At 69.9% G+C, this 26,225-nt stretch carries 24 protein-coding genes; 13 read left to right on the top strand and 11 right to left on the bottom strand.

What is annotated here, in order from left to right:
* Positions 1-179: 179 nt before the first annotated feature.
* On the top strand, positions 180-527 hold the full coding sequence (locus WYO_RS13320; RefSeq protein WP_007563194.1) for a hypothetical protein: 348 nt from the start codon (positions 180-182) through the stop codon (positions 525-527).
* A 207-nt stretch (positions 528-734) separates the two neighbouring features.
* Here WYO_RS13320 and fdhE read toward each other — a convergent pair whose 3' ends face one another.
* The 5 genes from fdhE to WYO_RS13350 form a co-directional block, all read right to left on the bottom strand.
* Positions 735-1,724: a formate dehydrogenase accessory protein FdhE gene (gene fdhE, locus WYO_RS13325; protein ID WP_007563196.1), complete on the bottom strand. Its 990-nt coding sequence runs from the start codon at positions 1,722-1,724 to the stop codon at positions 735-737.
* Between the two features lie 3 nt (positions 1,725-1,727).
* Positions 1,728-2,450 (bottom strand): formate dehydrogenase subunit gamma, encoded by a 723-nt coding sequence (locus WYO_RS13330; protein WP_007563198.1) that lies wholly within the window; start codon positions 2,448-2,450, stop codon positions 1,728-1,730.
* 187 nt (positions 2,451-2,637) lie between these two features.
* Positions 2,638-3,573 (bottom strand): formate dehydrogenase subunit beta, encoded by a 936-nt coding sequence (gene fdxH / locus WYO_RS13335; protein WP_007563200.1) that lies wholly within the window; start codon positions 3,571-3,573, stop codon positions 2,638-2,640.
* A gap of 14 nt (positions 3,574-3,587) precedes the next feature.
* A complete protein-coding gene (gene fdnG / locus WYO_RS13340; RefSeq protein ID WP_081496973.1) occupies positions 3,588-6,668 on the bottom strand; it encodes a formate dehydrogenase-N subunit alpha in 3,081 nt (1,026 codons plus the stop codon).
* 162 nt (positions 6,669-6,830) lie between these two features.
* Entirely contained in the window at positions 6,831-7,169 is a 339-nt protein-coding gene (locus tag WYO_RS13350; protein WP_007563207.1) for a hypothetical protein, read from the bottom strand.
* A 145-nt stretch (positions 7,170-7,314) separates the two neighbouring features.
* Between WYO_RS13350 and WYO_RS13355 the strand changes: the two genes are divergently transcribed.
* From WYO_RS13355 to WYO_RS30450, 7 genes are all read left to right on the top strand, one after another.
* Positions 7,315-7,500: a hypothetical protein gene (locus tag WYO_RS13355; protein WP_007563209.1), complete on the top strand. Its 186-nt coding sequence runs from the start codon at positions 7,315-7,317 to the stop codon at positions 7,498-7,500.
* Positions 7,501-7,820: 320 nt separating this feature from the next.
* Entirely contained in the window at positions 7,821-8,858 is a 1,038-nt protein-coding gene (locus WYO_RS13360) for a sulfate ABC transporter substrate-binding protein (RefSeq protein ID WP_007563211.1), read from the top strand.
* 10 nt (positions 8,859-8,868) lie between these two features.
* Positions 8,869-9,723 (top strand): sulfate ABC transporter permease subunit CysT, encoded by an 855-nt coding sequence (gene cysT / locus WYO_RS13365; RefSeq protein WP_007563213.1) that lies wholly within the window; start codon positions 8,869-8,871, stop codon positions 9,721-9,723.
* Entirely contained in the window at positions 9,716-10,597 is an 882-nt protein-coding gene (cysW, locus tag WYO_RS13370; protein WP_007563215.1) for a sulfate ABC transporter permease subunit CysW, read from the top strand. Before cysT ends, cysW begins: the two co-directional genes overlap by 8 nt.
* A gap of 16 nt (positions 10,598-10,613) precedes the next feature.
* The gene (locus WYO_RS13375; protein ID WP_081496976.1) at positions 10,614-11,639 is read left to right on the top strand and encodes a sulfate/molybdate ABC transporter ATP-binding protein; all 1,026 of its coding nucleotides are present in this window, start codon (positions 10,614-10,616) and stop codon (positions 11,637-11,639) included.
* Between the two features lie 39 nt (positions 11,640-11,678).
* Positions 11,679-12,728, top strand: coding sequence for a cysteine synthase A (locus WYO_RS13380; RefSeq protein ID WP_007563217.1), 1,050 nt, complete (start codon positions 11,679-11,681; stop codon positions 12,726-12,728).
* Between the two features lie 123 nt (positions 12,729-12,851).
* On the top strand, positions 12,852-13,007 hold the full coding sequence (locus WYO_RS30450; protein WP_007563230.1) for a hypothetical protein: 156 nt from the start codon (positions 12,852-12,854) through the stop codon (positions 13,005-13,007).
* Between the two features lie 76 nt (positions 13,008-13,083).
* Here WYO_RS30450 and WYO_RS13385 read toward each other — a convergent pair whose 3' ends face one another.
* Positions 13,084-14,544 carry a serine protease gene (locus tag WYO_RS13385; RefSeq protein WP_007563232.1) on the bottom strand — a complete coding sequence of 487 codons (1,461 nt, stop codon included), beginning with the start codon at positions 14,542-14,544 and terminating at the stop codon, positions 13,084-13,086.
* Between the two features lie 249 nt (positions 14,545-14,793).
* Between WYO_RS13385 and WYO_RS31555 the strand changes: the two genes are divergently transcribed.
* Complete coding sequence (locus tag WYO_RS31555) at positions 14,794-14,970, top strand: hypothetical protein (RefSeq protein ID WP_007563234.1); 177 nt, start codon at positions 14,794-14,796, stop codon at positions 14,968-14,970.
* A 137-nt stretch (positions 14,971-15,107) separates the two neighbouring features.
* Here WYO_RS31555 and WYO_RS13390 read toward each other — a convergent pair whose 3' ends face one another.
* The 3 genes from WYO_RS13390 to WYO_RS13400 form a co-directional block, all read right to left on the bottom strand.
* Entirely contained in the window at positions 15,108-15,410 is a 303-nt protein-coding gene (locus WYO_RS13390; protein ID WP_039902922.1) for an alkylphosphonate utilization protein, read from the bottom strand.
* Positions 15,411-15,608: 198 nt separating this feature from the next.
* Complete coding sequence (gene ccrA, locus WYO_RS13395) at positions 15,609-16,895, bottom strand: crotonyl-CoA carboxylase/reductase (protein WP_007563238.1); 1,287 nt, start codon at positions 16,893-16,895, stop codon at positions 15,609-15,611.
* A 181-nt stretch (positions 16,896-17,076) separates the two neighbouring features.
* A complete protein-coding gene (locus WYO_RS13400) occupies positions 17,077-18,549 on the bottom strand; it encodes a catalase (RefSeq protein ID WP_007563240.1) in 1,473 nt (490 codons plus the stop codon).
* A 412-nt stretch (positions 18,550-18,961) separates the two neighbouring features.
* On the opposite strand from WYO_RS13400, the gene WYO_RS13405 reads away from it, so the two are divergent.
* The 4 genes from WYO_RS13405 (at position 18,962) to blaOXA (ending at position 23,897) form a co-directional block, all read left to right on the top strand.
* Positions 18,962-21,004, top strand: a complete 2,043-nt coding sequence (locus WYO_RS13405) for a protein meaA (RefSeq protein ID WP_007563242.1) — start codon at positions 18,962-18,964, stop codon at positions 21,002-21,004.
* 67 nt (positions 21,005-21,071) lie between these two features.
* Positions 21,072-22,109: a glycosyl transferase gene (locus WYO_RS13410; RefSeq protein ID WP_007563244.1), complete on the top strand. Its 1,038-nt coding sequence runs from the start codon at positions 21,072-21,074 to the stop codon at positions 22,107-22,109.
* Positions 22,106-23,026, top strand: coding sequence for an NAD-dependent epimerase/dehydratase family protein (locus WYO_RS13415; protein ID WP_007563246.1), 921 nt, complete (start codon positions 22,106-22,108; stop codon positions 23,024-23,026). The genes WYO_RS13410 and WYO_RS13415 overlap by 4 nt, the downstream gene beginning before the upstream one ends.
* Before the next feature lie 133 nt (positions 23,027-23,159).
* Complete coding sequence (gene blaOXA, locus WYO_RS13420) at positions 23,160-23,897, top strand: class D beta-lactamase (RefSeq protein WP_244424166.1); 738 nt, start codon at positions 23,160-23,162, stop codon at positions 23,895-23,897.
* Between the two features lie 51 nt (positions 23,898-23,948).
* Here the strand turns inward: blaOXA and WYO_RS13425 are convergent, their stop codons facing one another.
* Positions 23,949-25,952, bottom strand: a complete 2,004-nt coding sequence (locus tag WYO_RS13425; protein ID WP_007563249.1) for an SDR family NAD(P)-dependent oxidoreductase — start codon at positions 25,950-25,952, stop codon at positions 23,949-23,951.
* A 96-nt stretch (positions 25,953-26,048) separates the two neighbouring features.
* Complete coding sequence (locus tag WYO_RS31560) at positions 26,049-26,207, bottom strand: hypothetical protein (RefSeq protein ID WP_007563251.1); 159 nt, start codon at positions 26,205-26,207, stop codon at positions 26,049-26,051.
* Positions 26,208-26,225 lie beyond the last annotated feature (18 nt).

Raw genomic sequence — 26,225 nt, forward strand, 5'->3', positions numbered from 1 at the left:
CTCTTCCGCACGGGAGAGGGGACCTGCACCCTCTGCGGGAAGGTCAGGGCATCTCAGCCCCGGATCACACCGCGCGCGATGCGTGATCATCACAGCGCACAGCCATGCCGCCGGGGCGATTGACCCACTGCCAAGCTCGGCTCAAAACCCCGGCGGCGCAGCCCGTGCGCCGCAACAGGATGATCGCCGTGCCCGCGTACCGTCTCCCGATGCGTCTCAGTCTCGTCGTTCTCGCCGCCGCGACCTTGGGTGCCTGCCAGCAGCGCGCCGCCGCGCCCAAGGTCTCCGAGCCCTCGCCCGTCGTGCCGGCGCCGCTGGCCCTGCCGACGGGCAGCGGCTGCGGCCCGGAGATCGCGCGCACCAAGGCCATCGTCGACAGCGACGTGGCGACCGGCAACCTCAACAAGCCGGTGGGCGACCGCTTCAACGCCGACCTCAGCCAGGCCGCCGCGGAATGCGCTGCCGGCAAGTCCGGCGAGGCGCTTCACCTCCTGGCCGCCGCCAAGAGCCGCTACGGGTATCGCTAGAGCATCATCCCGAACGGTGGACGCCGGCTTTCGGAAACGATGACGCGAAGCGCAGTCTGAGCGCGGGACTTGGAGCGCTTCACAAAACTCCCGGTTCCCGGGAGCTCTCCCTTCGCACGCGACGGTGCGGCAGGGTTTTTGTGAGAGGCTCTTAGCAGGGCTCCGCCCTGCACCCGCACAAGGTCCCGGACCTTGTGGATCCGGGACTCAAACGATGAACAGCAAGTTCAGTCCCGCCCGGCGAAACCCGTCCTCGGTAATCTTCAGGTCGAGGCCATAGGACGCGATGTCGTCCGCCACCGGGTCGAGCGCCGGCGCCCGATGCTGGTGCAGGTGCTTGATGTAGCTGTGGCAGGTCGTGCAGGTCTCGACCTGGACGTCCTTCGACACCTCGTCGAGCCCGTAATAGCTGATGCCCTCGCCGGAGCCGCAGGCGGTGCAGCGGATCCGGACGTGGTTCCACAGGGTGCCGCAGACCGAGCAGCTCAGGTACCGGGCCTTGTCGGCCGGGGTCCAGCTCACCACCACGCTCGCCACGGGCGCGCCGCCGCAGCACGGGCAGACCCCGTCGGCCACGGGCTTCAGGGCGGATGCGTCGAGCCGCGCCGCATCCTGGGCGAACCGGACCTGCAGGGCCGCCGCCACGAACACGCATTCGGCGATCCGCTCCACCGGCAGCGCGCCTTCGACGACCTGCACGGCCAGGTCGAGCCGGTCGGCCGGGGAGGCCGCCAGCAGGCTCGCCCGCGCCGCCTGGGACGCCTCGGGCGACACCGACAGGTCGAGCTGTTCCAGGAGGGCAATGAGGCAGGCGTCGAAGCCGGCATCGGTCTCGAGCCGCTGGCGCGACAGGGGCGGCATGCCGTGCTCGGCGCGCAGCGCCATGTCGGCCGCCGCTGGGGCCTCGGCGGCCGGGAACGCCGCCTGGACCGAAGCCTGTGCCCGCGCGACCTCGGCCACGAACAGCAAGTAGGCCTCGAGCGGATGCCCCGGCGCCGCGGCGGTCAGGCGCGCGGCCCGGTCGGCGAACAGCGTTCCGGGATCGGGCAGCCGCACGAAAGGGACCGAGCCCGAGATCCCGATCTTGTCGGGATCGGGCTTCAGCTCACTGAAATCCCGCCGCCGGGGCTTCGACTCGGAAGCGGCTTGCGTCGTCTCGGCCGGGACCGCGGGCTTGCGCCGGAAGAAATTGGCCACGCCTCAGGATCCGCGCTTGTCGACCGAGCCCCGGCGTACCTTGGCGCCGGCGATCTGCCGGAACCACTTGCGGTGATGCCGGTAGGCCCAGCCACCCGTCACCGTGCCGCGCACCATCGCCCGGCCGGTGCCCCGCACCCAGATGCCGGCATAGATGTGGACCACGATGATCGCGATGGCGATCACGGCGGCGAGCGAGTGGGCGAGCAGCGCCCAGCGCTGGGTCTCGATGGTGGTCAGCCCGCCGAAATAGGTGTTCCAGATCACGAGGCCGGTGACGAACATCACCCCGATCAGCGCGGTCTGACCCCAGAACACGCCCTTCTGGCCAGCATTGTACTTGCCGAGCTCCGGCAGGCGATCCTCCCGGTTGGTGACCACGTCGCCGATATGCTTGGTCCACTCGACATCGTCCTTGTTGGGGATGTTGAGCTTCCAGAAGCGCACGAACAGGAAGAAGAAGCTTACCGCCAGGGCGACGCCGAACCAGGGATGGATCGCCCGGGTCGCCTGCCCGCCGCCGAACAGGCCGGTCAGCGAGAACAGGTAGGGCGTGAACATCGCCAGCCCCGAGAGGGTCAGCAGGGTGAACAGGATCGCGGTGATCCAGTGATTCACGCGCTGAACCCCGGTGTAGCGCGGGACGTACATCACCTCCGGCGCCTCGGACTTGGCGTGATGCAGCGGGCGGGAATCACCGTCCCGGATATCGTTCTGGCTCGTCATCGGCCTTCTCGCGCCTGACGTGGCGCCGGCCCTGCGCCGCAGCGGCGGCGAGGGCTGGCTCTGGAGTTTTAGATCGGGCGGCCCGTCGGATCTACGCGATCGCGGGACCGGCCGCGGGTCCCCTCTCCCGTGCAGGAGAGGGGGCATGTCGCGTCTCTCGAGCCACTGTGCCGGCCCGAAAGACGTGTCAGTGCGGCCGGGCCTCGTCGCCGCCGCTCTCGCGGCGCTTGGCCTCGTCGAACTCGACCGCCTCCTCCTCTTCCTCGGGCACGACCTCGTTCGGGCCGGCCGTCACGTAGTGGAAGAAGCCCGCCACCGCGGCAAAGCCCATCGCGGCGAGCCCGAACACCTTGGCGCCGCCCTTCCAGAAGGCGACCAGCGGCGAGATCTTCGGGTCGTTCGGCAGGCCGGCATAGAGGCTCGGCTGGTCGGCGTGGTGCAGCACGTACATGACGTGCGTGCCGCCGACGCCGGCCGGGTCGTAGAGGCCGGCATGCTGGAAGCCGCGCGACTTCAGGTCCTCGACGCGGGTCTCGGCCTGCTCGATCATCGCCTGCTTGGTGCCGAACATGATCGAGCCGGTCGGGCACGCCTTGGCGCAGGCCGGAGCCTGACCGACCGCGACCCGGTCCGAGCACAGGGTGCACTTGTACGCCTTGTGGTCGGTCTGGCTGATGCGCGGGATGTTGAACGGGCACCCCTTCACGCAGTAGCCGCAGCCGATGCAGTTCTCCTCGATGAAGTCGACGATGCCGTTGGAGTACTGCACGATCGCGCCCGGGGACGGGCATGCCTTGAGGCAGCCCGGCTCGGTGCAGTGCATGCAGCCGTCCTTGCGGATCAGCCATTCGAGGTTCTGGGTCTCCGGGTTCTCGTACTCGGTGAACCGCATGAGGGTCCACGACTTCGGCGTGAGGTCGTGGGGGTTGTCGTAGACACCGCGATTGATGCCGATGTCGTCGCGCAGGTCGTTCCACTCTTCGCAGGCCGACTGGCAGGCCTTGCAGCCGATGCACTTCGACACGTCGATGAGCTTGGCGACCTCCACCTGGCGGCGGATCTCCGGCGGCGTCTCCGTGGAGGCGGAGCGCTGGCGGATATCGAGGGAGCTGTAATCGGCCATGATCTCAGCTCCCCTCAGGCGACCGCGTCGGACGGCGGCGTGGTCGGCTCGATATTCACGAGCCAGGCCTTGAACTCCGGCGTCTCGGTATTCGCGTCACCCACCACGGGCGTCAGCGAGTTCGGGTGCCATCCTTTCTTCGTCAGGCCCATGAAGCCCCAGTGCTGCGGGATGCCGACGACGTGGACGGGCTTGCCGTCGCAGATCAGCGGCTTGATCCGCTTGGTCACCACCGCCTTGGCCTTCAGCGAGCCGCGCTTCGACCAGACGCGGACCCAGCCGCCCTTGGTGATGCCCTTCTCCTTGGCGAGCTCTTCCGAGATCTCCACGAAGGCCTCCGGCTGGAGGATCGCGTTGATCCGGGCGTGCTTGGTCCAGCCGTGGAAGTGCTCGGTCAGACGGTAGCTCGTCGCCGCGTAGGGGAACTCCTTCGCGTCGCCGAGATCGGCCAGGTCGTCCTTGAAGATCCGGGCCGCCGGGGCGCCCTTGATCTTCGGGAACGGGATGTTGGCCATCGGCGATTCGAACGGCTCGTAATGCGTCGGGAACGGCCCGTCGCGCATGAGCCCCCGGGTCCACAGGCGGGCGACGCCCTCCTGGTTCAGGATGAACGGCCCGACGCCCTTATCGGGGGCGACGGTGACGCCGTAATCCGGCACGTCGAAGCCGATCCACTGCTTGCCGTTCCACTCGATGAGCTTCTTCTTCTCCGACCAGGGCTTGCCCTCCGGGTCGCAGGACGCTCGGTTGTAGAGCACGCGCCGGTTGGCCGGCCACGCGAAGGCCCAGTTGGGGGCGATGCCGCGGTCGCCGGGATCATTGTTGTCCCGGCGGGCCATGGTGTTGCCCTTCTCGGTGTAGCAGCCCGAGTAGATCCAGCACGCGCAGGCGGTGGTGCCGTCGTCCTTGAGCTGGGCGAAGCCGTCGACCTGCTTGCCCGCCGGGATGATCGTCCCGTTGAGGTCGGGCGTCGGCGCCACCGTGTAGCCGTTGAGCTCGCGGGCGAGCTCGGTCGGCGTCGGCGACTCGGCGATGGCGTAGTCCCATTTCAGGTTGACGATCGGGTCCGGGAACGCGCCGCCATCCTTCTTGTAGGCCGCCTTCACGCGGAGGAAGATCTCCGACATGATCTCGATGTCCGAGCGGCACTCGCCCGGCGCTTCCTGCGCCTGCCAGTGCCATTGCAGCCAGCGGCTGGAATTCGACAGCGAGCCTTCCTCCTCCACGAACAGGGTGGTCGGCAGCTCGAACACCTCGGTCTGGATCTTGGTCGGATCGACGTCGTTGTACTCGCCGTGGTTCTCCCAGAACCGGGCGGTCTCCGTCTTGAGCGGATCCATCACCACGATGAACTTCATCTTGGAGAAGGCTTCCGTCATCTTGGCGCGATTCGGGAACGACAGCAGGGGGTTGAAGCCCTGGATGACGTAGCCGGTCATCTTGCCCTGCTTGGCGAGCTCGAACCCACGGATCACGTCGTAGGTCGGCACGTCGAGCTTGGGCAGGTAATCGTACGCCCAGTCGTTCTCCTTCGTCGCCTTGTCGCCCCACATCATCTTCTGGAACGAGACGAAGAACTTGTTGTAGTTCTGCCAGTAGCTGGTCTGGCCCGGACGCAGCGGCTTGAACTGCCGCTTGGCGATGTAGCTCGCGTAGTCCGGCTCCTTCTCCACGGGCAGGTTGAGATAGCCCGGGATGAGGTTCGACATCAGCCCGAGATCGGTCAGCCCCTGGATGTTGGAGTGACCGCGCAGGGCCTGCATGCCGCCGCCGAGCATGCCGATATTGCCCAGCAGCGTCTGGACGATGCACATCGACCGGATGTTCTGCGAGCCCTTGGAGTGGTGCGTCCAGCCGAGCGCGTAGAGGGAGGCCATCGTCCGCTCAGGGGAGGACGTGGTCGCCATCAACTCGCAGACCTTCAGGAAGGTCTCCTTCGGCGAGCCACAGATCCGCTCCACCATCTCGGGCGTGTAGATGGCGATGTGCTTCTTCAACAGCTGCATGACGCAGCGCGGGTGCTGCATCGTCTCGTCGACCACGGCGTAGCCGTCGGGACCGATCTCGTAGTCCCAGGTGGTCTTGTCGTAGTCGCGCTTGTCGGCGTCGTAGCCGGCGAACAGCCCCTCGCTGAAATCGTAGCCCTCACGGACCACGTAGCCCGCGTTGGAATAGGCCGCGACGTAGCGGTGCTGCAGCTTGTCGTTGTCGATCAGGTACTTCGCGACACCCGACAGGAACGCGATGTCGGTCCCCTGCCGGATCGGGCAGTACAGATCGGCCACCGACGCCGTGCGGGTGAAGCGCGGGTCGACGACGATGAGCTTGGCGTTGTTATGGGCCTTCGCCTCGACGACCCACTTGAATCCGCACGGATGCGCTTCGGCGGCATTGCCGCCCATCACGGTAATCACGTCCGCGTGCTTGATGTCCATCCAGAGGTTGGTCATCGCACCGCGTCCGAAGGAGGGCGCCAAACTGGCGACCGACGGACCGTGTCAAACCCTGGCCTGATTATCGAAGACCAGGGCCCCCATGCTTCGGACTGTCTTGTAGGTCAGCCAGGCCGTCTCGTTGGTGGTGGCCGAGGCGCCGAGGAAGCCCGTCGTGGTCCAGCGGTTGACCGTGAGCTCTTCGTTCTTGGCCAGGAAGTTCTTGTCCCGATCCTCCTTGAGGAGGGTCGCGATCCGGTCGAGCGCGAAGTCCCAGGAGACGCGCTTGAACTCGGAGGTGCCGGGCGCGCGGTAGAGCGGGTACTTCGTGCGGGTCTCGGAATGCACGAAGTCGAGCAGCGCCGAGCCCTTCGGGCAGAGCGTGCCGCGGTTGACCGGGTGATCGGGATCGCCCTCGATATGCATCACCGAGGAGCGCGCGTTCTTCGAGCGGTCACCCAGGCTGTACAGGATGACGCCGCACGCCACCGAGCAGTACGGGCACGTGTTGCGCGTCTCGCGCATCTGCGCGAGCTTGAAGGGCCGCACCGCGGCCGCCATGGCCGGCTGAAGTCCGCCGAAGCCGAGTGCGCCGAGCGAGCCGCCCGCGAGGCCGGCGCCGGCCCCTTTGAGCAGGCCACGCCTAGAGACCTGGACCGTCATCTCCGCTCCTAAAGCGATCTGGTATAATTCCAGGGTGTCCCAAAAAAGCGTGCACGAGGCAAGTGCGATTGGGTGACACAGCGCGCGGCGCCGTCGCCTTTTGGCCGGCACGTTCGAATGCCGGCTATCATCCTGGGAAACCAGATCTTTTCGGGCGGCGGATTATTTCGCCGGCGCGGCCGGGTTGTGGCCGGAGGGGCCGCCCGTCCGGTGGTCCAGCGGCGCCTGCGGCTCGGTCCCGGTGGAGTTGCCGGTATCGGCGCCGGGGACCGGCCGGTTGGCGTTCTCGCCGATCGACTTGCCGCCCGGATTCGGCGCGTCCTTGGCCGCCGACTGCTCCCGGGGCACCGGCGCCTGGCTCCAGCCGTCCTGGGCGCTGCGTGACTTGTCGCCCATCGCGTCAATCCCCTTGATCTCGCCGGGCTTGGTCTGCGCCAGGGCGGGGCTTGCCGCCGCGACCGCCAGGAACGCCGTCAGGGTCAGGGAAAGTGAGCGGGACAAGGGGCGGGTCCGATCTGTGTGAGAGGTCATGCCCGCCAACGTAGCCCCGGGGCGGCCAGTTCCGGTTCGCTGCGGCGGCCGCGTGACGGCTTCTTAACCAAGCCTTGCCACTCTCGAGACAGGGATGTGCGGAGGAGTCGGGATCATGACGAAGACGCACCCGGAGCGCCCGTCCGAGACGGCGGCCTCCACGAACGCGGGAGCGCTCGGCCCGAGCGTGCGGCGCCATCTCGGCCAGACCCTGCGCTCGGCCTATGCCGACACGCTGGCGGCCCCGATCAGCCAGCGCCTCGAAGCGCTGGTCCAGCAGCTCGCCAAGCCCAAGCCGTAAGGCGTCCCGCGACCCAGCCCAGCGGAGCCCTGGCGGATGAAATGTGCGCCAGCGCACGCCAGTTCGTTCTTTCTAAGAAACCCGGAAACACGCCGACATTCTTCTCCCTGCGCCGCGCGCGAGAGAAGATCCATGCCTTCTGCCAGGAGCGGGCTCTGAGCACGCTTGTGTTCCGGGCGATTCCGCCGATCCTGCACCGCGACGACGCTGACGCAGACACGTCCGGACGGCTTGACTTCGTTCGATAAAACGAACGATCCAAGGCGTTCCGGGTGCGTCTTCCTGTGGCGCGACCGTCGGCGGCTGGGGGAGCGGACGTGATGAAGAACGGTGCGGCACGGAACCGGGCCTTCCGGGCGGTCGGGCTGTCGATGCTGGTCAGCGCCGGCCTGCTGAGCAGCTTCCTGCCGGCCGCGGCCGAGACCGCTCTGCTCAACGTGTCCTACGACCCGACCCGGGAACTCTACCGCGAGATCAACGCCGTCTTCGCCGAGGAATGGAAGGCCAAGACCGGCGAGGCGATCACGGTGCGCGCCTCGCATGGCGGCTCGGGCGCCCAGGCGCGGACGGTGATCGACGGCGTCGATGCTGATGTGGTCACGCTGGGCATCCCGTCCGATATCGACGCCATCGCCAAGCTGACCCGCAAGATCCCCGAGGATTGGCGCACCAAGCTCCCGAACGAGGCCGTGCCCTACACCTCGACGGTGGTGTTCCTGGTCCGCAAGGGCAACCCGAAGGGCGTCAAGGATTGGGCCGACCTGACCAAGCCCGACGTCAAGGTGATCACCCCGAATCCGAAGACCTCGGCCGGCGGCCGCTGGAATTTCCTGGCCGCCTGGGGCTACGCCTACGCCCAGGACAAGGACACCGCCAAGGCCGACGCCTTCGTGGGCCAGATCTACAAGAACGTGCCGGTGCTCGATACCGGCGCCCGCGGCTCCACCGTGACCTTCGCGCAGCGCGGGCTCGGCGACGTGCTGCCGACCTGGGAGAACGAGGCCTACCTGGTCCTGCAGGAATTCGGCGCCGACAAGTTCGATATCGTGTCGCCGCCGACCTCGATCTACGCCGAGCCGCCGGTGGCTCTGGTGGCCGCCAATGCCGAGCGCAAGGGCACCACCAAGGCCGCCCAGGCCTATCTCGACTTCCTCTACAGCGACCGCGCGCAGGCGATCTTCGCCAAGCACCATTACCGCCCGATCCGCCGCGAGGCGGCCGCGGCCGCCGACCTCGCGCAGCTCCCCGAGATCAAGCTGTTCAAGATCGAGGACATGCAGGGCTCCTGGGACGACATCCAGAAGCGGAACTTCGACGCCGGCGGCCTGTTCGACCGGTTGAGCCGGGCCGGCCGCTGAGGCGGGAATCATGGTCGAGACGCCGCGTCGCAAACGGACCTTCCGCCGTCCCAGCGTGATCCCGGGCTTCGGGCTCAGCTTCGGCTACACGCTGACCTGCCTGGGGCTCATCGTGCTGCTGCCGCTGGCCGGGCTCGTCGTGAAGGCGTCCGGCCTCGGCCTCGCGGGGATCTGGGACGTCGCCACCGATCCGCGCGTGGCCAGCGCCCTCAAGCTCAGCTTCGGCGTCTCGGCGCTCGCCGCGCTCGTGGCCTCGGCCTTCGGCTTCCTGGTCGCCTGGGTCCTGACCCGCTACCGCTTCCCGGGGCGCAAGCTCGTGGACGCGGCGGTCGACCTGCCCTTCGCGCTGCCGACCGCGGTGGCCGGCATCGCGCTGGCCTCGCTCTACGCCCCCGACGGGCTGCTCGGCGCGCCGCTCGCCCGGCTGGGCATCCAGGCGGCCTATACGCCGGTGGGGATCTTCATCGCCATGGTGTTCATCGGGCTGCCCTTCGCGGTGCGGACCGTGCAGCCGCTGATCGCCGAGATCGACAAGGAGATCGAGGAGGCCTCGGCCACCCTCGGGGCTACCCGGTTCGCGACCCTGACCCGGGTGGTGCTGCCGCCGCTGATCCCGGCGGTGCTCACCGGTTTCGCCATGGCCTTCGCCCGCGGGGTCGGCGAGTACGGCTCGATCATCTTCATCGCCGGCAACCTGCCCTACGTCTCGGAGATCGCGCCGCTCCTGATCGTGATCAAGCTGTCCGAGTTCGATTACGGCGGGGCGGCGGCGATCGCCACGATCATGCTGGGCATCTCGTTCCTGACGCTCCTCGCCATCAACCTGATCCAGGCCTGGAGCCGGAGGCGCTTCGGCTATGTCTGAGATCTTCTCCCCGACCTTCGCGCCCGCCGCGCGCACGGAGCCGGTCGCCTCGGAAGGGACCGGCACGCGCGTCGTCCTGATCGGGATTGCGATCGCGTTCCTGGCGCTGTTCCTGGTCCTGCCGCTGATCGCGGTGTTCACCCAGGCGCTGTCGAAGGGGCTCGACGCCTTCCTGGCCGCGTTCCGGGAGCCGGATGCCTGGAGCGCGATCCGCCTGACGCTGACGGTGGCGGCGATCGCGGTGCCGTTCAACGTGGTGTTCGGCCTGGCGGCGTCCTGGGCGATCGCCAAGTTCGAGTTCACCGGCAAGTCGCTGCTGATCACCCTGATCGACCTGCCCTTCTCGGTCTCGCCGGTGGTCTCGGGCCTGATCTACGTGCTGCTGTTCGGCTCGCAGGGCCTGTTCGGCGGCTGGCTGCTGAACCACGGGATCCAGATCCTGTTCGCCCTGCCGGGGATCGTGCTGGCGACCGTGTTCGTGACCTTCCCGTTCGTGGCCCGCGAGCTGATCCCGCTCATGCAGGAGCAGGGCTCCGCGGAGGAGGAGGCGGCCCTGACGCTCGGCGCCTCGGGCCTGCACGCGTTCCGCACGGTGACGCTGCCCAACATCCGCTGGGGCCTGCTCTACAGCGTGCTCCTCTGCAATGCCCGGGCGATGGGCGAATTCGGGGCGGTGTCGGTGGTGTCCGGCCACATCCGCGGCCTGACCAACACCATCCCACTCCACGTGGAGATCCTCTACAATGAGTACAACTTCGTCGCCGCCTTCGCCGTCGCTACGCTCCTCGCTGTCCTTGCCCTCATCACCCTCGTCCTCAAATCCATCCTCGAATGGCGCTTCGCGGGCGAGCTTGCGCACGGCCGGGCTCACTGATCGCCCGTCCACGGCGATCCGGGTCGAGGGCATCTCGAAGACCTTCGACACGGCCGCGGTGCTGCACGACCTGTCGATCGACGTGCGGGCGGGGGAGCTGCTCGGGCTGCTCGGCCCCTCGGGCTCGGGCAAGACGACCCTGCTGCGGATCATCGCCGGCCTCGACGCGCCGGACCGGGGCCGGATCCTGTTCGGCGACGACGACGCCACGGGGCTGGCCGTGCAGGAGCGGGCGGTGGGCTTCGTGTTCCAGCACTACGCCCTGTTCAAGCACATGAGCGTGGCCGACAACATCGCCTACGGGCTGAACGCGCGGCGGCGCGCCGAGCGCCCGGCCAGGGCCGAGATCAAGCGCCGGGTCGGCGACCTGCTCGACCTGATCCGGCTCTCGGGTTTCGGCGACCGCTACCCGTCGCAGCTCTCGGGCGGCCAGCGCCAGCGGGTGGCGCTCGCCCGGGCGCTCGCCGTCGAGCCCCGCGTCCTGCTGCTGGACGAGCCCTTCGGCGCCCTCGACGCCCAGGTGCGCAAGGACCTGCGCCGCTGGCTGCGCGAGATCCACGACCGCACCGGCCAGACCACGATCTTCGTCACCCACGACCAGGACGAGGCCCTGGAGCTGTCAGACCGCGTCGCGGTGCTCGACCGCGGCCGCCTTGAGCAGGTCGGCACCCCGGACGAGGTCCAGGAGCACCCGGCCTCCGCGATCGTGATGAAGTTCCTCGGCGACCACGTCGAGGTCGAGGCGCTGGCCGAGGGCGGCCGCGTGCTGGTGCGCGGCCGGGAGACGCCGGTGGCGGCGCCCGCCGGGATCATCGGCCCGGTCAAGCTCTACGTTCGGCCGTGGCAATTGCAGCTCGCCGAGCCCGAGGCCGCGCATCTCTCCGGCACCGTGCGCAGCTCTTACCGCAGCCAGGGCCGCCAGCGCATCGAGGTGGCCGACGACCAGGGCCGTGTGCTCGCGGTGGAGGATTTCGACGGCGTCCGCTACCCGGCCGGCCATCCGGTCGGCCTGCGGATCAACGGCGGGCATGTGTTCGGGTGAAGCTCGTCAGACACCGCGCATCCGCCTAGGCTCCTAAGCATGACGATCCCGAATCGCACCGCCCATCCCGACGTTCTCTCGGCAATCGGCCAGACGCCGCTGATCCGCCTGCGCCGGGCCTCCGAGGCGACCGGCTGCGAGATCTTCGGGAAGGCTGAGTTCCTCAATCCCGGCCTGTCGGTGAAGGACCGGGCGGCGCTCGCCATCGTGCAGGATGCCGAGGCGAAGGGCCTGATCCGGCCGGGCGGGACCATCGTGGAGGGCACGGCCGGCAATACCGGTATCGGCCTCGCCCTGGTGGCCTCGGTGCGTGGCTACCGGACGCTGATCGTCATCCCGGTCACCCAGTCCGAGGAGAAGAAGCAGACCCTGCGGCTCGCGGGCGCGCGCCTCGTCGAGGTGCCGGCGGTGCCGTTCGCCAACCCGAACAACTACGTCCACGTCGCCCGGCGGCTGGCGGAAAAACTCGCGGCCACGGAGCCGACGGGCGCGTTCTTCGCCGACCAGTTCGACAACGTCGCGAACCGTCAGGCGCATGTGGACGGGACCGGCCCCGAGATCTGGGACCAGACCGGCGGCCGGGTCGACGGCTTCGTCTGCGCGGCCGGGACCGGCGGGACGCTGGCCGGCACCGCGGCGGCCTTGCGGGCCCGGAAGCCGGGGGTGCGCATCGCGCTCGCCGACCCGGAGGGCTCGGCCCTCTACGCCCACTACATAACCGGCACCCTGAAGGCGGAGGGCTCCTCGATCACCGAGGGGATCGGCCAGGGCCGCATCACCCAGAACCTCGACGGCTTCACCCCGGACCACGCCTTCCGGATCCCGGACCGCGAGGCGCTGGAACTCGTCTTCGGGCTGATGCGGGAGGAGGGCCTGTCGCTGGGCGGCTCGTCCGGCATCAACGTCGCCGGGGCGATCCGGCTGGCCCGGGAGCTCGGGCCCGGTCACACGGTGGTGACGATCCTGTGCGACGGGGCGGCGCGCTACGCCTCGAAGCTGTTCAATCCGGCCTTCCTGACCGAACGGAACCTGCCGGTCCCGGGCTGGCTGGAGGCGCCGCCGGATGTGTTGCCGGATTGGCACGCCTGAGAACTACCGCCTCATCCGGGCAATATCCTCACAAAAGCGTGGCCCTGCGTTGAACGGAACGGATTGTCGCAGCGTTTGAACGGTCACGCTCGCAACAGCGCGACCGTCCGGAGAGCCCGTTCTATGTCCCTCGTTACCATTCTCCTCATCATCCTGATCATCCTGGCCTTCGGCGGCGGCGGCTTCCTGGGCGGCGGCGCCTATCGCGGCCCGGGCTTCGGCCTCGGCGGCATCCTGCTGATCGTGCTGATCGTCCTGCTGGTCACCGGCCGGCTCTAAGCACCGCACACCCTCTCGGACGCAGGGCCCGCCGGACCGGATTCGGTCCGGCGGGATCGTCCGCGACGGCCGTACCCTAACGGCAGGCGATCGCGACAAGCGCGGGGGCCAGAGCGCCGGGCCCGCCATCCGGGCGCGGCTTCGCCTCGGCGATGCCCTGGCCGGCCAGGAAGGCCGCGACCGCCTGGGCCGGCACCAGAGCCAGGCGCGCGGGTGGAACGATCCCGGCGACCCGCCGCGGGGCCGTCGGATAGCGGGCGACGAGCCCGACGAGATGGCCCGACCGGTCGAGAACCGGCGCGCCGCCCGCACCCGGCTGCAGCGGCGCGATCACGCCGCCCGTCACCGCGTTGGCCGGCGCGGCCAATCCCCCGTCCGGCCCCGGGGCCAGGGCGATCAGGGTCTCCTCGGCCGCGGGGGCATCCACCCGCACGGACAGGCGCGCCGGGGCCGGAATGCCCGACGCCTCGAGCAGCGCGAGCCCGGCCGGATCGGTGGCCAGCACCCGAGCCGATGACGGGCCGATGCGGGGCGCGGCGCAGCCCTCCAGCACCGCGGATGCGGTGAGCACACGCCCCGGCGCGACCACGAGCCCGGTTCCGGCTCCCTCGGCGGTTGAACTGGGCGCCCGTGGCGGCGGCGCCGCGGCGGCCGCGGACAATCCGCTCGCGGCGGGCTTCGGGGGCGCCGACGCGCCGGCCGCCGGGAACGGCTCGAAGGCGTTGGCCACGGCGATCACCAGGCGGCCGACCTCCGCGGCCAGGGCCCGGTCGTAGCCGATCAGGAAGCCGCGCACGCCCTGGGGCCCGGCATCGTAGCGGATGTAGGACAGGCCGGGCCCGGCCTCGGCGGTGACCACCAGCGATTCCGGCCGCCGCAGCTTGTAGGTGACCTTGCGGTTGGGAAGCGGCGCGGTGGCCTGGTCGAACAGGCTGTCCAGGGTCTCGGTCCCGGGCGGGAAGGACCGGGTCTCCAGGGTCACGCGCCCGTCCGCGCTCTGCCAGCGGGTGCCGGATGGCAGGGCGGTGCGCTTCGACAGCAGGCGCTCGGGCACGCCGATCATCGCGCCGCTGGCGGGATCCGCGGCGATCCGGAAGCGGGCCGCCGCCTTGGCCGACTCGCCGGCCGCCAGCAGCGCCGCCCGGCCGCGCGGGTCGAGGGGATCGGCGCCGCCCGTCCGGGTCCGGTAGGCGCTCAGCGCGTCGAAGGTCCGGCGGCCGAACGCCCCCGAGACCACGGCGTTGAAGTCGCCGGTCCAGACCAGCGCGTCCTGGATTGCCTTGCGCTCCGCCTCGGGCAGCGCCTCGAACGCGGCCTTGGTCGCCTCGAAGGCCGGATCGGGCGCAGCGGGCCGGGCAGGGGACGAAGCCCTCGGCGCGGGCTGGGCCGGCCGGGCCGGGGCCGGACGGTCCTGGGCGAGGGCCGGACCAGGGGCCGTCAGGCACCCCAGCAGCAGCGCCGCCAGGAGCGGATGCGTCCGCCGGCCGCGCGGCGCAGTCTCACGATCCGGTTCTTGCCCTGCTCGACGCGAATCCATCGCCGTCCCCGACGCTCAACGCGGCAACCTTGGCAGAGGCCTCGGCCGCGCGCCAGATCGAAGGCCCTCGGCCGGTAACGCGCACGGAAATCTGCTCGTCCCGGCGCCGCTCTCCCGTGCACGCGGCCGCGCGATGCGCTAGAGGGCAGGGGTCCGGCCTCGCGGGCCGGCCCGGATATCCGAATCGGGACTCGACTCGGACCTCCTGCCGGCCGCGCGCCGCCGCCATGGTCCGACGCGGAGCCCGGCATGAGCGAGACCAGCAACACCTTCAAGAAGGCGCCCAAGCGCAAGCCCACCAAGGGCAAGAGCGTCAGCGTCTCGCCCGAGATGCGGCAGGCCTATGCGGACCTGATCCGGGAACGCGCCGAGAAGCAGGAGACCTACGGGCGTCACCTGCCGCAGGAAGAGACCAAGCGCCGGTAGGAAGACCGGGTTTTCCGCAGGGCTCAGCCCTTTGGCGGGGTATCGGGGCGAGAGCCCCGATGGCATCGCGCTTCGCTCGACCCAGGGCTCTGCCCCGGCCCCGCAAAAGGTCCCGGACCTTTTGAAACCCTGAAGCCCTACCGCTTGCGCACGAACTCGGTGCGCAGGACGAGGCCCTTGATGGTGTCGTGGCGGCAATCGATCTCTTCGGGATCGTCCGTGAGCCGGATCGACCGGATGACCGTGCCCTGCTTCAGGGTCTGGTTCGCGCCCTTGACCTTCAGGTCCTTGATCAGCGTGACCGAATCGCCGTCGGCCAGGACGTTGCCGGCCGAATCGCGCACCTCCGCCCGTCCGGGCGCTGCCGCGGCCGCCTGACCGGGCGGGAGCCACTCGCCCGTCGCCTCGTCGTACACGTAAGATTCGTCGTCGCCCGCCAAGACCATACCCCCGGTACCGGGTCCGGGCGCTGCGCCCGTCACCCCGCTTGCCCGCGCCCGTCACGCCGAATCGGTCATCGCCCCGGCTCGGATGCTGGAACAAGCGCGGCCGTTCTCGCTCCCGGCCGGGCCGGGGGCAAGGGGCAGCCTCAGGATCGCCGATCCGGCCCCCGCACCAGGCGGAGGCCGGGGGCCGCGTCAGCGCTTGAGCGGGCCGGCCTCGATCACGTCCTCGACGGTGCGCAGGCCGGCGCGGGGGGAGTTGACCAGGCAGGCCATGTTGCCCGGTGGGTGCTGGTTCTTCCACATCTTGGTGTGGGCCTGGGGGATCTTGTCCCAGGGGAACACCTCGCTCATGCACGGGTCGACCCGGCGATCCATCACGAACTGGTTCGCCGCCGAGGCCTGCTTGAGATGGGCGAAGTGCGAGCCCTGGATCCGCTTCTGGCGCATCCAGACGTAGCGGGCGTCGAAGGTGATGTTGAAGCCGGTGGTGCCGGCGCAGAACACCACCATGCCGCCGCGCTTCACCACCAGGGCCGAGACCGGGAAGGTCGCCTCGCCCGGATGCTCGAAGACGATGTCGACATCCTGCTTGCCGGTGATGTCCCAGATCGCCTTGCCGAATTTCCGCGCCTCTTTGGTCCAGGCGTGGAACTCAGGCGAGTTCACCGTGGGAAGCTGCCCCCAGCAGTTGAAGTCCTTGCGGTTGATCACGCCCTTGGCGCCGAGGCTCATGACGTAGTCGCGCTTCGAATCGTCCGAGATCACCGCGATCGCGTTGGCACCCGAAGCCGCGCAGAGCTGCACGCCGAACACGCCGAGCCCGCCGGAGGCGCCCCAGATCAGCACGTTCTGGCCCGGCCGGACCGTGTGCGGCGCGTGGCCGAACAGCATGCGGTAGGCGGTGGCCAACGTCAGCGTGTAGCAGGCGGCCTCCTCCCAGGTGAGGTGCTTGGGCCGGTGCATCAGCTGGCGGGACTGCACCCGGCAGAACTGCGCGAAGGAGCCGTCCCCCGTCTCGTAGCCCCAGATCCGCTGGCTCGGCGAGAACATCGGGTCGCCGCCGTTGCACTCCTCGTCGTCGCCGTCATCCTGGTTGCAGTGGACGATGACCTCGTCGCCGACCTTCCAGCGCTTCACCTTGGCGCCGACCTTCCAGACGATGCCGGAGGCGTCCGAGCCGGCGATATGGTATTCGCCCTTATGCACGTCGAAGGGCGAGATCGGCTCGCCGAGGCCGGCCCAGACGCCGTTGTAGTTGACGCCCGCGGCCATGACGTAGACCAGCACCTCGTCGTCGCCGATCTCCCAGACCGGCAGCACTTCGAGCTGGTGGGACTGCTCCGGGGGCCCGTGGCGCTCGCGCCGGATCGCCCAGGCGTACATCTTGGCCGGCACGTGACCCAGCGGCGGGATCTCGCCCATCTCGTAGAGGTCCTTGACCTCGCCGCCTGCCGGACTGACCGCAGCGCTCGCCGCCATCTCGCTCTCCTCTCGTCCCGCGTGGTTCTTGAAGGCCGCGGTTCTCATCGCGCTATAGCGGCGATATCCGAAGCGTCCAAGTGGGCCGAAAGTCGAAACCCAAGGGTTTCAGATGTGAAAAAGGCGCCGGCTCAAGGCCGGCGCCTCCGTATTCAAATTCGCCTTTCCGGCAGACCAAGTATTATTCGGCGGCAGCCTGCCGGGTGTCGATCCCGAGACCTTCCGCAACCCCGCGGCCGAAATCCGGGTGGACTTTATACCAGTGGGCGATCATCCGCTCCTGGATGTGACGCGGGGAATCGCCCATCGAGGTGACGATGTTCTTGACGAGCCGCTCGCGCTCGCCGTCGTTCAGCACCTTCGACCAGAGCTGGCGCGGCTGGCCGTAGAGGTCCTCGTCGTCGTTCGGCCAGCCGTAGCGCGCCGCATCGCCCCGGATGCGCAGGGGCGGCTCGGCGAAGGCCGGATCCTCCACGGGACCGCCGAAGGAGTTCGGCTGGTAGTCCACCTGAGCGCCGTGGTTGCCGTCGGTCCGCATCGCCCCGTCCCGATGGTAGGTCTGCACCTTGGCGTTCCTGGCCTGGTTCACCGGGATCTGGTGGTAGTTCACGCCGAGCCGGTACCGGTGCGCGTCCGAGTACGACAGGATGCGGTTCTGCAGCATCTTGTCCGGCGAGAAGCCGATGCCCGGCACCACGTTGGACGGCTCGAAGGCCGATTGCTCGATCTCGGCGAAGTAGTTCTCCGGGTTCCGGTTCAGCTCCATCTCGCCGATCTCGATCAGCGGGTAGTCGCCGTGCGGCCAGACCTTGGTCAGGTCGAACGGGTTGATCCGGTAGGTGTCGGCATCGAGCTCCGGCATGATCTGGACGGAGACCTTCCACTTCGGGAAGTCGCCCTGCTCGATCGCCGAGGACAGGTCGGCGGCGGAGTAGTCCGGATCCGTGCCGGCGATCCGATCGGCCTCCTCGGCGGAAAAATTCTGGATGCCCTGCTTCGTGTGGAAGTGGAACTTCACCCAGTGCCGCTCGCCCCGCTCGTTCCACAGCGAGAAGGTGTGCGAGCCGTATCCGTTCATGAACCGGGCCGATTTCGGCGTGCCGCGGTCGCTGTACAGGATCATCACCTGGTGGATCGCCTCGGGCGAGAGGCTCCAGAAGTCCCAGCGGCGCCAATGCGGCTTCAGGTGCGTGCGCGGATCGCGCTTCTGGGTGCGGATGAAGTCGGAGAACTTGATCGCGTCGCGCACGAAGAAGATCGGCGTGTTGTTGCCGACGAGGTCCCAGTTGCCCTCCTCGGTGTAGAACTTCAGCGCGAAGCCGCGGGGATCGCGGGCGGTGTCGGCGGAGCCGGATTCCCCGCCCACCGTGGAGAACCGGGCGACCATCGGCATCTCCTTGCCGACCTCGGTCAGCACCTTGGCGCGGGTGTAGGCGCTGAGCGACTTGGTCAGCCGGAACGTGCCGTAGGCCCCGTAGCCCTTGGCGTGGACCACCCGCTCCGGAATCCGCTCCCGGTTGAAATGGGCCATCTTCTCGATGAGGTGGTAGTCCTGCATCAGCACGGGCCCGCGGGGACCCGCGGTGATCGAATTCTGATTGTCGGAGATGGGGTTGCCGAACGCGGTGGTCAGGCGCGGGCTCTGGTCGGCCATCGCTGTCGCTCCTTGGAGGCGCTCCCCGCCGGCCGATCCATCCGGTCCGGCACGGGAGAGCGCGGTGAGTCACGGATCTGGAATCGGGGGCGACACCGGTCGCGCCCGACTTGGCGGCCGCACGGGTGCGAAACGGTACCGGTGCGATCGCCGGCGGTCCAACGCACCGGTTCCCGTTTGGAGCCGTTAAATTCTGGCTCGCGCGCGGGCTTGTGAAGGGGGCCTGTGAAGGGGGGCTGGACCGGCCCTCAAATCCGGCTGTCCGCTCGGACAAGTTTTTTAAAGGCCGCCCAAGCAGTACTGGCGCGCGTTGCACTTCTGTCGCGGATGACGCGCCCGGCCGCCTTCGCTACGGTGCGGCCAAGACTGCGCCCCGAGCGCGGATAGTGAAAAAGACCATACGGAGGCCAGGATGGGCGCGCGCGTCGCGGAGACCGGGGGCGACAAGACGCCCCGCGATAAACCCTGGATCATCCGCACCTATGCGGGCCATTCCAACGCCGCGGAGTCGAACGCGCTCTACCGGGGCAACCTCGCCAAGGGCCAGACCGGCCTGTCGGTGGCCTTCGACCTGCCGACCCAGACCGGCTACGACCCGGACCACGAGCTGTCGCGCGGGGAGGTCGGCAAGGTCGGCGTCTCGATCGCGCATCTCGGCGACATGCGGACCCTGTTCCAGGACATCCCGCTCGCCCAGATGAACACCTCGATGACCATCAACGCCACGGCCCCGTGGCTGCTGGCGCTCTACCTGGCGGTGGCCGAGGAGCAGGGCGCGCCGCTCGACGCCCTCCAGGGCACCACCCAGAACGACATCATCAAGGAATACCTGTCGCGCGGGACCTACGTGTTCCCGCCCGCACCCTCGCTCCGGCTCACCAAGGACGTGATCCTGTTCACGACCAAGAACGTGCCGAAGTGGAACCCGATGAATGTCTGCTCCTACCACCTGCAGGAGGCGGGGGCGACGCCGGTCCAGGAGCTGTCCTACGCGCTGGCCATCGCCATCGCGGTGCTCGACACCGTGCGCGACGACCCCGCATTCGACGAGAAGAGCTTTTCCGACGTCTTCGGGCGGATCTCGTTCTTCGTGAATGCTGGGCTGCGCTTCGTCACCGAGATTTGCAAGATGCGGGCGTTTGCCGAACTCTGGGACGAGATCGCCCAGGAGCGCTACGGCATCGACGACCCGAAGAAGCGGATCTTCCGCTACGGCGTGCAGGTCAACTCGCTCGGCCTGACGGAGCAGCAGCCGGAGAACAACGTCCACCGCATCCTGATCGAGATGCTGGCCGTGACGCTCTCCAAGCGCGCCCGCGCCCGGGCGGTGCAGCTGCCGGCCTGGAACGAGGCGCTCGGCCTGCCGCGGCCCTGGGACCAGCAATGGTCCATGCGGATGCAGCAGATCCTGGCCTTCGAGACCGACCTTTTGGAATACGACGATATCTTCGACGGCTCGACGGTCATCGAGGCCAAGGTCGAGGCGCTGAAGGCCGAGACCCGGGCCGAGCTGGAGCGGATCGGCGGCATCGGCGGCGCGGTCGCCGCGGTGGAGACCGGCGCCCTTAAGCGCGCCCTGGTCGAGTCGAACGCCAAGCGGATCTCGGCGATCGAGGCCGGCGAGCAGATCGTCGTCGGCGTCAACAAGTGGCAGCAGGGCGAGCCCTCGCCGCTCACCGCCGGGGAGGGGGCGATCTTCTCCGTCTCCGAGACCGTGGAGATGGAGGCGCAGGGGCGCATCCGCGACTGGCGCAGCAAGCGTGACGACCGGGCGGTGGGCCAGGCGCTCGACGCCCTGGAACAGGCTGCGCGCTCGGGCGCCAACATCATGCCGGTCTCGATCGCGGCCGCGAAGGCCGGCGTCACCACCGGCGAGTGGGGCGAGCGCCTGCGGCAGGTCTTCGGCGAGTACCGGGCGCCCACCGGGGTGACGGTCGAGACCGTCTCCTCCGGGGCGGCCGAGGAGGCCAAGCTGCTGATCGCCGATCTCGGCGAGCGCCTGGGCGAGACCCCGCGGCTCGTGGTCGGCAAGCCCGGCCTCGACGGCCACTCGAACGGCGCCGAGCAGATCGCCTTGCGCGCCCGGGATGTCGGCTTCGACGTCACCTATGACGGCATCCGCCAGACGCCGGCCGAGATCGTCGCCAAGGCCAAGGAGACCGGCGCCCACGTGGTCGGCCTGTCGATCCTGTCCGGCAGCCACGTGCCGCTGGTGCGCGAGGTCCGCGCCCAGATGCGCGAGGCCGGGCTCGACCACATCCCCGTCGTGGTCGGCGGCATCATCTCCCCCGAGGACGAGCTGGTCCTGAAGAACATGGGCGTGCGCGCGGTCTACACCCCCAAGGACTACGCCATCGACGCGATCATGATCGGCCTGGCCAAGGTGGTGGAGAAGAGCCTGGACCGGCAGGGCAGCCCGCCGGAGCCGGCGCGGGAGGGCGCGCAGGTCTACTGAGGGGCATCCCACGGGATACGGGCGGCGCGCCTTCCCGAGCGCGCGCGGGATCGCGTAGGACGGCGCCATGCCGTCCGTCCGCGACACGATTCTCCTCCTCGCCGTCCCGCTCGCCGCCGCCCTGTCGGCCGGGCTGATCCTGCGCCTGCGGCCGGTGTTGCAGCGCTACGCCCTGGCCCGGCCGAACGCCCGGTCGAGCCACACGGTGCCGACGCCGCAGGGCGGCGGGATCGCCGTGGTGACGGCGCTGGTGACGATCTCCGGCCTCCTGATCGCGGCGCCGGAGATCGGCGGCCGGCCGGACTGGATCGGGCTCGCGAGCGGCACCCTGGTCCTGGCTTTGCTCGGCGCCGTGGACGACCTGCGGCCGTTGCCGGCCGGGCTGCGGCTCGCCGTGCAGGCGGGCGTCGTCGGCGTGCTGGTCTGGCAGCTCGACGGCCGGCTGCTGCCCGGGGCGCCCCTGTGGCTCGAGCGCGGGCTCGCGCTGCTGGCGGGGGTCTGGTTCGTCAACCTGACGAACTTCATGGACGGGCTCGACTGGATGACGGTGGCCGAGATCGTCCCGGTCTCCGGGGCGCTGCTGCTCCTCGGGCTTGCGGGATACCTGCCGGCGCTGCCGGCCCTGGTGGCGGCCTGCCTGCTCGGGGCGATGCTCGGCTTCGCGCCGTTCAACCGGCCGGTGGCCAGGCTCTTCCTCGGGGATGTCGGCTCGCTGCCGATCGGGCTCGTCACCGCCTGGCTGCTCTGCCAGCTCGCCTTGGCGGGGGGGCTCGCTGCCGCCCTGCTGCTGCCGCTGGTCTACCTCGCCGATGCCAGCCTGACGCTCGCCGCCCGGGCGGCACGGCGCGAGCGGGTCTGGGAGGCGCATCGCGGCCATTACTACCAGCGCGCCACCGATCACGGCCTGACCGTTTCGGGCGTCGTGGCGCGGGTGTTTGCGGTCAACCTCGTCCTGGCCGCGCTCGCCGCCGCGACCTTGTTTTGGCCGTCCTGGCCGGTCACGCTCGGGGCTCTCGCGGCCGGGCTCGCCCTGGTCGCCGCCCTGCTCCGCCGCTTCGCCCGCGCCCCCGCGCCGGCCCATGCCGAAGGTGCCTCCAGCCCGTGACCGGATTGATCGCGCTCACCGGGGCCACCGGGTTCATCGGCCGCCACCTGCTCGCCGACCTCACCGCCCGCGGCTACAAGGTCCGGGTGCTGCTGCGCCGGCCGACCGCCCTGCCGGAGGGGGCCGCGAGCGCGGTGGTCGGCGACCTGACCCGCCCGATCAACATGGCGGCGGCGCTCAGCGGCGTGGACGCCGTGGTGCATTCGGCGGGCCTGGCGCATGCCATGTCCGGGGCTCCCGAGGACGATTACCGCACCCTCAACACCGAGGCGACGCGCAAGCTCGCCGAGGCCGCCGCCCGGGCGAAGGTGCGCCGGTTCGTGTTCCTGTCCTCGATCCGCGCGCAGGTCGGCGCCAGCGCGCCCGGCGTGGTCGGGGAGGGCGACGAGCCCCGGCCCACCGATGCCTACGGCCGCTCCAAGCTGGAGGCCGAGCGGGCGCTCGCTGAGACCGGGCTCGACTGGGTCGCGCTCCGCCCGGTCCTGGTCTACGGCGCCGGCGTGAAGGGCAACATGGCCGCGCTGCTGCGGCTCGCCCGCAGCCCCTATCCCCTGCCGCTGGGCGGGCTGGCGGCGCGGCGCTCGCTGATCTCCCTGGAGAGCCTGTCGGGGGCCGTGGACGCGGTGCTGCGGGCGCCGGACCCGATCCGATCCGCCCTGATCGCTGCCGACCCGGACCCACTCGGCCTGGCCGAGATGCTCACGGCGCTGCGCGCCGGCCTCGGCCGCCAACCCGGGCTCGTCCCGGTGCCGGCCGGCCTCCTCGGGCTGGCCTGCCGGCTGACCGGCCGGGAGGCGCTGTTCGCCCGGGTGGCCGAGGGCCTGGAGGCCCGCGCCGACGGCCTCGCGGCGCTCGGATGGCGCCCGGCCGCGCCGACGCGGGACGGGCTGGCCCGGCTGGCACGGGAGGGCGGCTGAGCGCTGCGCCGACGCCCTCAAACTTGAGCCAAAGTATAACGTCTCGATGATGGTCGCAGTCGTCATGCGGATATCTGGAATCCTCTTGCTCGGCTTCGCCGTGTTCGCCGCCCGAGCGCATGCGAGCGAGGTTGTGTGCACCGCGATTGCCAACGCCACGGACGGTCGCATCCTGCTCCAGCACGGCGATTGCGACCGGCGGGTCACGCCGGCCTCGACCTTCAAGATCGCTGTCAGCCTGATGGGCTTCGATGCTGGATTGCTTACGGACGTAAACACCCCCGCCCTCCCGTTCCGCGAGGGCGACGTCGCCTGGAATCCGGCTTGGCGAAAGACCGTCGATCCCGAAAGCTGGATCCGCGATTCGGTAGTCTGGTACTCACAGCGGATCACGCGTGCCCTCGGAGCGGATCGGTTCCGGGCCTACGTGACCCGGTTCGGGTACGGCAATGCGGACGTGTCGGGCGATACCGGCCAAGCGGATGGTCTAACGCGAGCGTGGCTGAGCTCATCCCTGGCGATCAGTCCGCTGGAGCAGGTCGCTTTCCTGAGCCGGCTCGCCCGGCATGACTTGCCCGTCTCGGAGGTGGCTCTGGCGATGACCGAGACCCTGACGCGGATCGAGGCCCCCTCGGATGGCTGGGCGATCCACGGCAAAACCGGCACCGGCTTCCCGCGCAACCCGGACGGCTCCCTCGACGAAGCGCATGGCTATGGATGGTTCGTCGGCTGGGCACGCCGCGGTCCCCAGACGATGGCCTTCGCGCGCCTCATCCAAGACGACCGGCGCGAGACCGAGCCGGCTGGGATCCGTGCGCGTGCAGCGATGATCGCCGAGCTACCGCAGGTGCTGACGGAGGCGGGACGCTGACCCTGCGAGGGGCCACTAGGACCGTCTGCCATCTCGAAGCCGCCGGCCCGATCAACCGATCGCGGCGCGCGGCGCACCGGCCATCGACGCGTCCGCGATCGCCGCCCCGGCGGCGGAGGCCGGCTCCCGCCCCGCCGGCCGTTGCGCGTGGCGCTCGCGGAAATGCGGCACCGCCGCCTCGAACACGGCCTCCGCGGCCGCCCGGTCGCCCGCCGCGACGGCCGCGCGCAGCTCGGCCACCCAGGCGTCGAGCCGGGCGCGGTCGGCGAAGACCGGGCGGGCCGCCATCACGCCGTCGATGCCCGGCAGGGTGACCCGGGGTTCCTCCCGGGCGAACAGGATCTCGTTGAGCCGCTCGCCGGGCCGGGCGCCGGTATAGGCGATCTCGATCTCCGCCCCCGGCTCGAACCCGGCCAGCCGGATCATCCGCTCGGCGAGCTCGGCGATCCGCACCGGCTGGCCCATCTTGAGCACGTAGACCGCGGCGCGCTCCGCCTCCGGGGCGGTGCGGCCCTCGCCGTCGGCGTGGGAGGCCGCGGTCAGCACGAGGTCGCAGGCCTCGCGGACGGTCATGAAGTAGCGCACCATGTCGGGATGCGTGACGGTGACCGGGCCGCCCCGGGCGATCTGCGCCTTGAACACCGGCACCACCGAGCCGACCGAGCCGAGCACGTTGCCGAAACGCACCGCGATCAGCCGGGTCGGATGGTCCGGCCTGGCCGATTGCTCGGCGTCCAGCGCCTGGGCGACCATCTCGGCGAAGCGCTTGGTGACGCCGAGCTGCGAGACCGGCTCGATCGCCTTGTCGGTGGAGACCATCACCAGCGCCCGGGCGCCCGCCGCCACCGCGGCCTCGGCGACGTTGATCGAGCCGAAGACGTTGGTCTTGATGCCCTCCTGCCAGTCGCGCTCCAGATAGGGCACCTGCTTGAGCGCGGCGGCATGGACCACGCAATCGGGCCGGAACGCCGCGATGACCTGATGGGTCCGGTCCCGGTCGCGGATGTCGGCTAGCACGCCGGTCACCGCCGCCTCCGCGGACAGGATCGCCGGGTGGCTGAGGATGCCGTGCAGGGCCGGCTCGGAGGATTCGAGCACCAGCACCGCGGCGGCCCCGAAGGCCACGGCCCGGAGGCAGATCTCCGAGCCGATCGAGCCGCCGCCGCCGGTCACCACCACCCGGCGGCCGGCCAGGAACGCCTCGAGGCGCGGGCGGTCGATCGCCACGGTGGGGCGCAGGAGCAGGTCCTCGATCTCGAGGGGGGCCAGCTCGGGCCCCTGCGCGCCCTCGCCGAGCCCGACCACGCGGGCCAGCGGCAGGCCGAGCCGCCGGGCGCGGGCGATGAGGTCGTCGGGGGCGGCCTCCGGCACCAGGGCGCTCGGGGCGGCCACCAGCCGCCGGACCGGCTCGCCGCCTGCGGCCAGCTCCGCCACCACCCGTTCGAGGTCCCGGAAGCCGCCGAGCACCGGCACGCCGCGCATGAATTGCCCGGTCTCGTCCGCCCGGGGCGACAGGATCCCGCGGGGCGCCAGCTTCCTGACCGAGCCGGTCTCGATGGCGCGGATCAGCACGTCGATATCGCCGCCGCGCCCGAGCAGTAGTGTCGGCACGGTGGCGGCCCGGGCGCTCGATTGCCGGGAGCGGGTGTCCTTCAGGTACCGGAACGCGAGGCGCGCGCCCCCGAGCAGAAAGATCTGCAGGACCCAGTACAAAAAAATCGCGATCTTGCCGAAGAAGTAGAAGCCGTAGAGGTCGGCCGAGACCAGGACCCAGTCGGTCACCAGCAGGGCAAGCGCCAGGACGCTCGACGCCCGGACGATCCCGGCGAGATCCTGCAGCGAGGCGAAGCGCCACTTGGTCCGGTACAGCCGGAACCGGGCATAGACGAGGCCGGCGAAGAGCAGGAACGGCGGCAGCAGCAGCGGCAGGGCGTGCAGGCGCTCGTCCAGCATGCCGCCCTGGAAGCGGAACAGGAAGGTGAGCACCACGGCGGCGGCGGTCGCCGCGAGGTCGTGGGCCACCATCACCGCGATCTTGTAGAAGCGCTGCTGCATCGGGGGCCGGATGGGGTGCCGCGCGGTATCCGCCGCGGCATCCGCCCTGTCAACGCGGGGCCGGACGCCCCGGGGGCACCCGGCCGGTGGCGTACCCTACTTGACGATCGCGCCGGAGAAGCCGGTCTTGAAATTCTTCTGGTAGGTCCGGCCCTTCAGCGGGTAAATCTTGTCGACGAGCAGGACGCGGACGCGCTCGTTGAAGTCTTCCGTCGTTACGGTCTGCGCCTTACCCGTAATCAGAGTCCTCGCCATTATCGTCTCCGCATCGTC

Source organism: Methylobacterium sp. GXF4, assembly GCF_000272495.1.
In the GTDB taxonomy this organism is placed as follows: domain Bacteria; phylum Pseudomonadota; class Alphaproteobacteria; order Rhizobiales; family Beijerinckiaceae; genus Methylobacterium; species Methylobacterium brachiatum.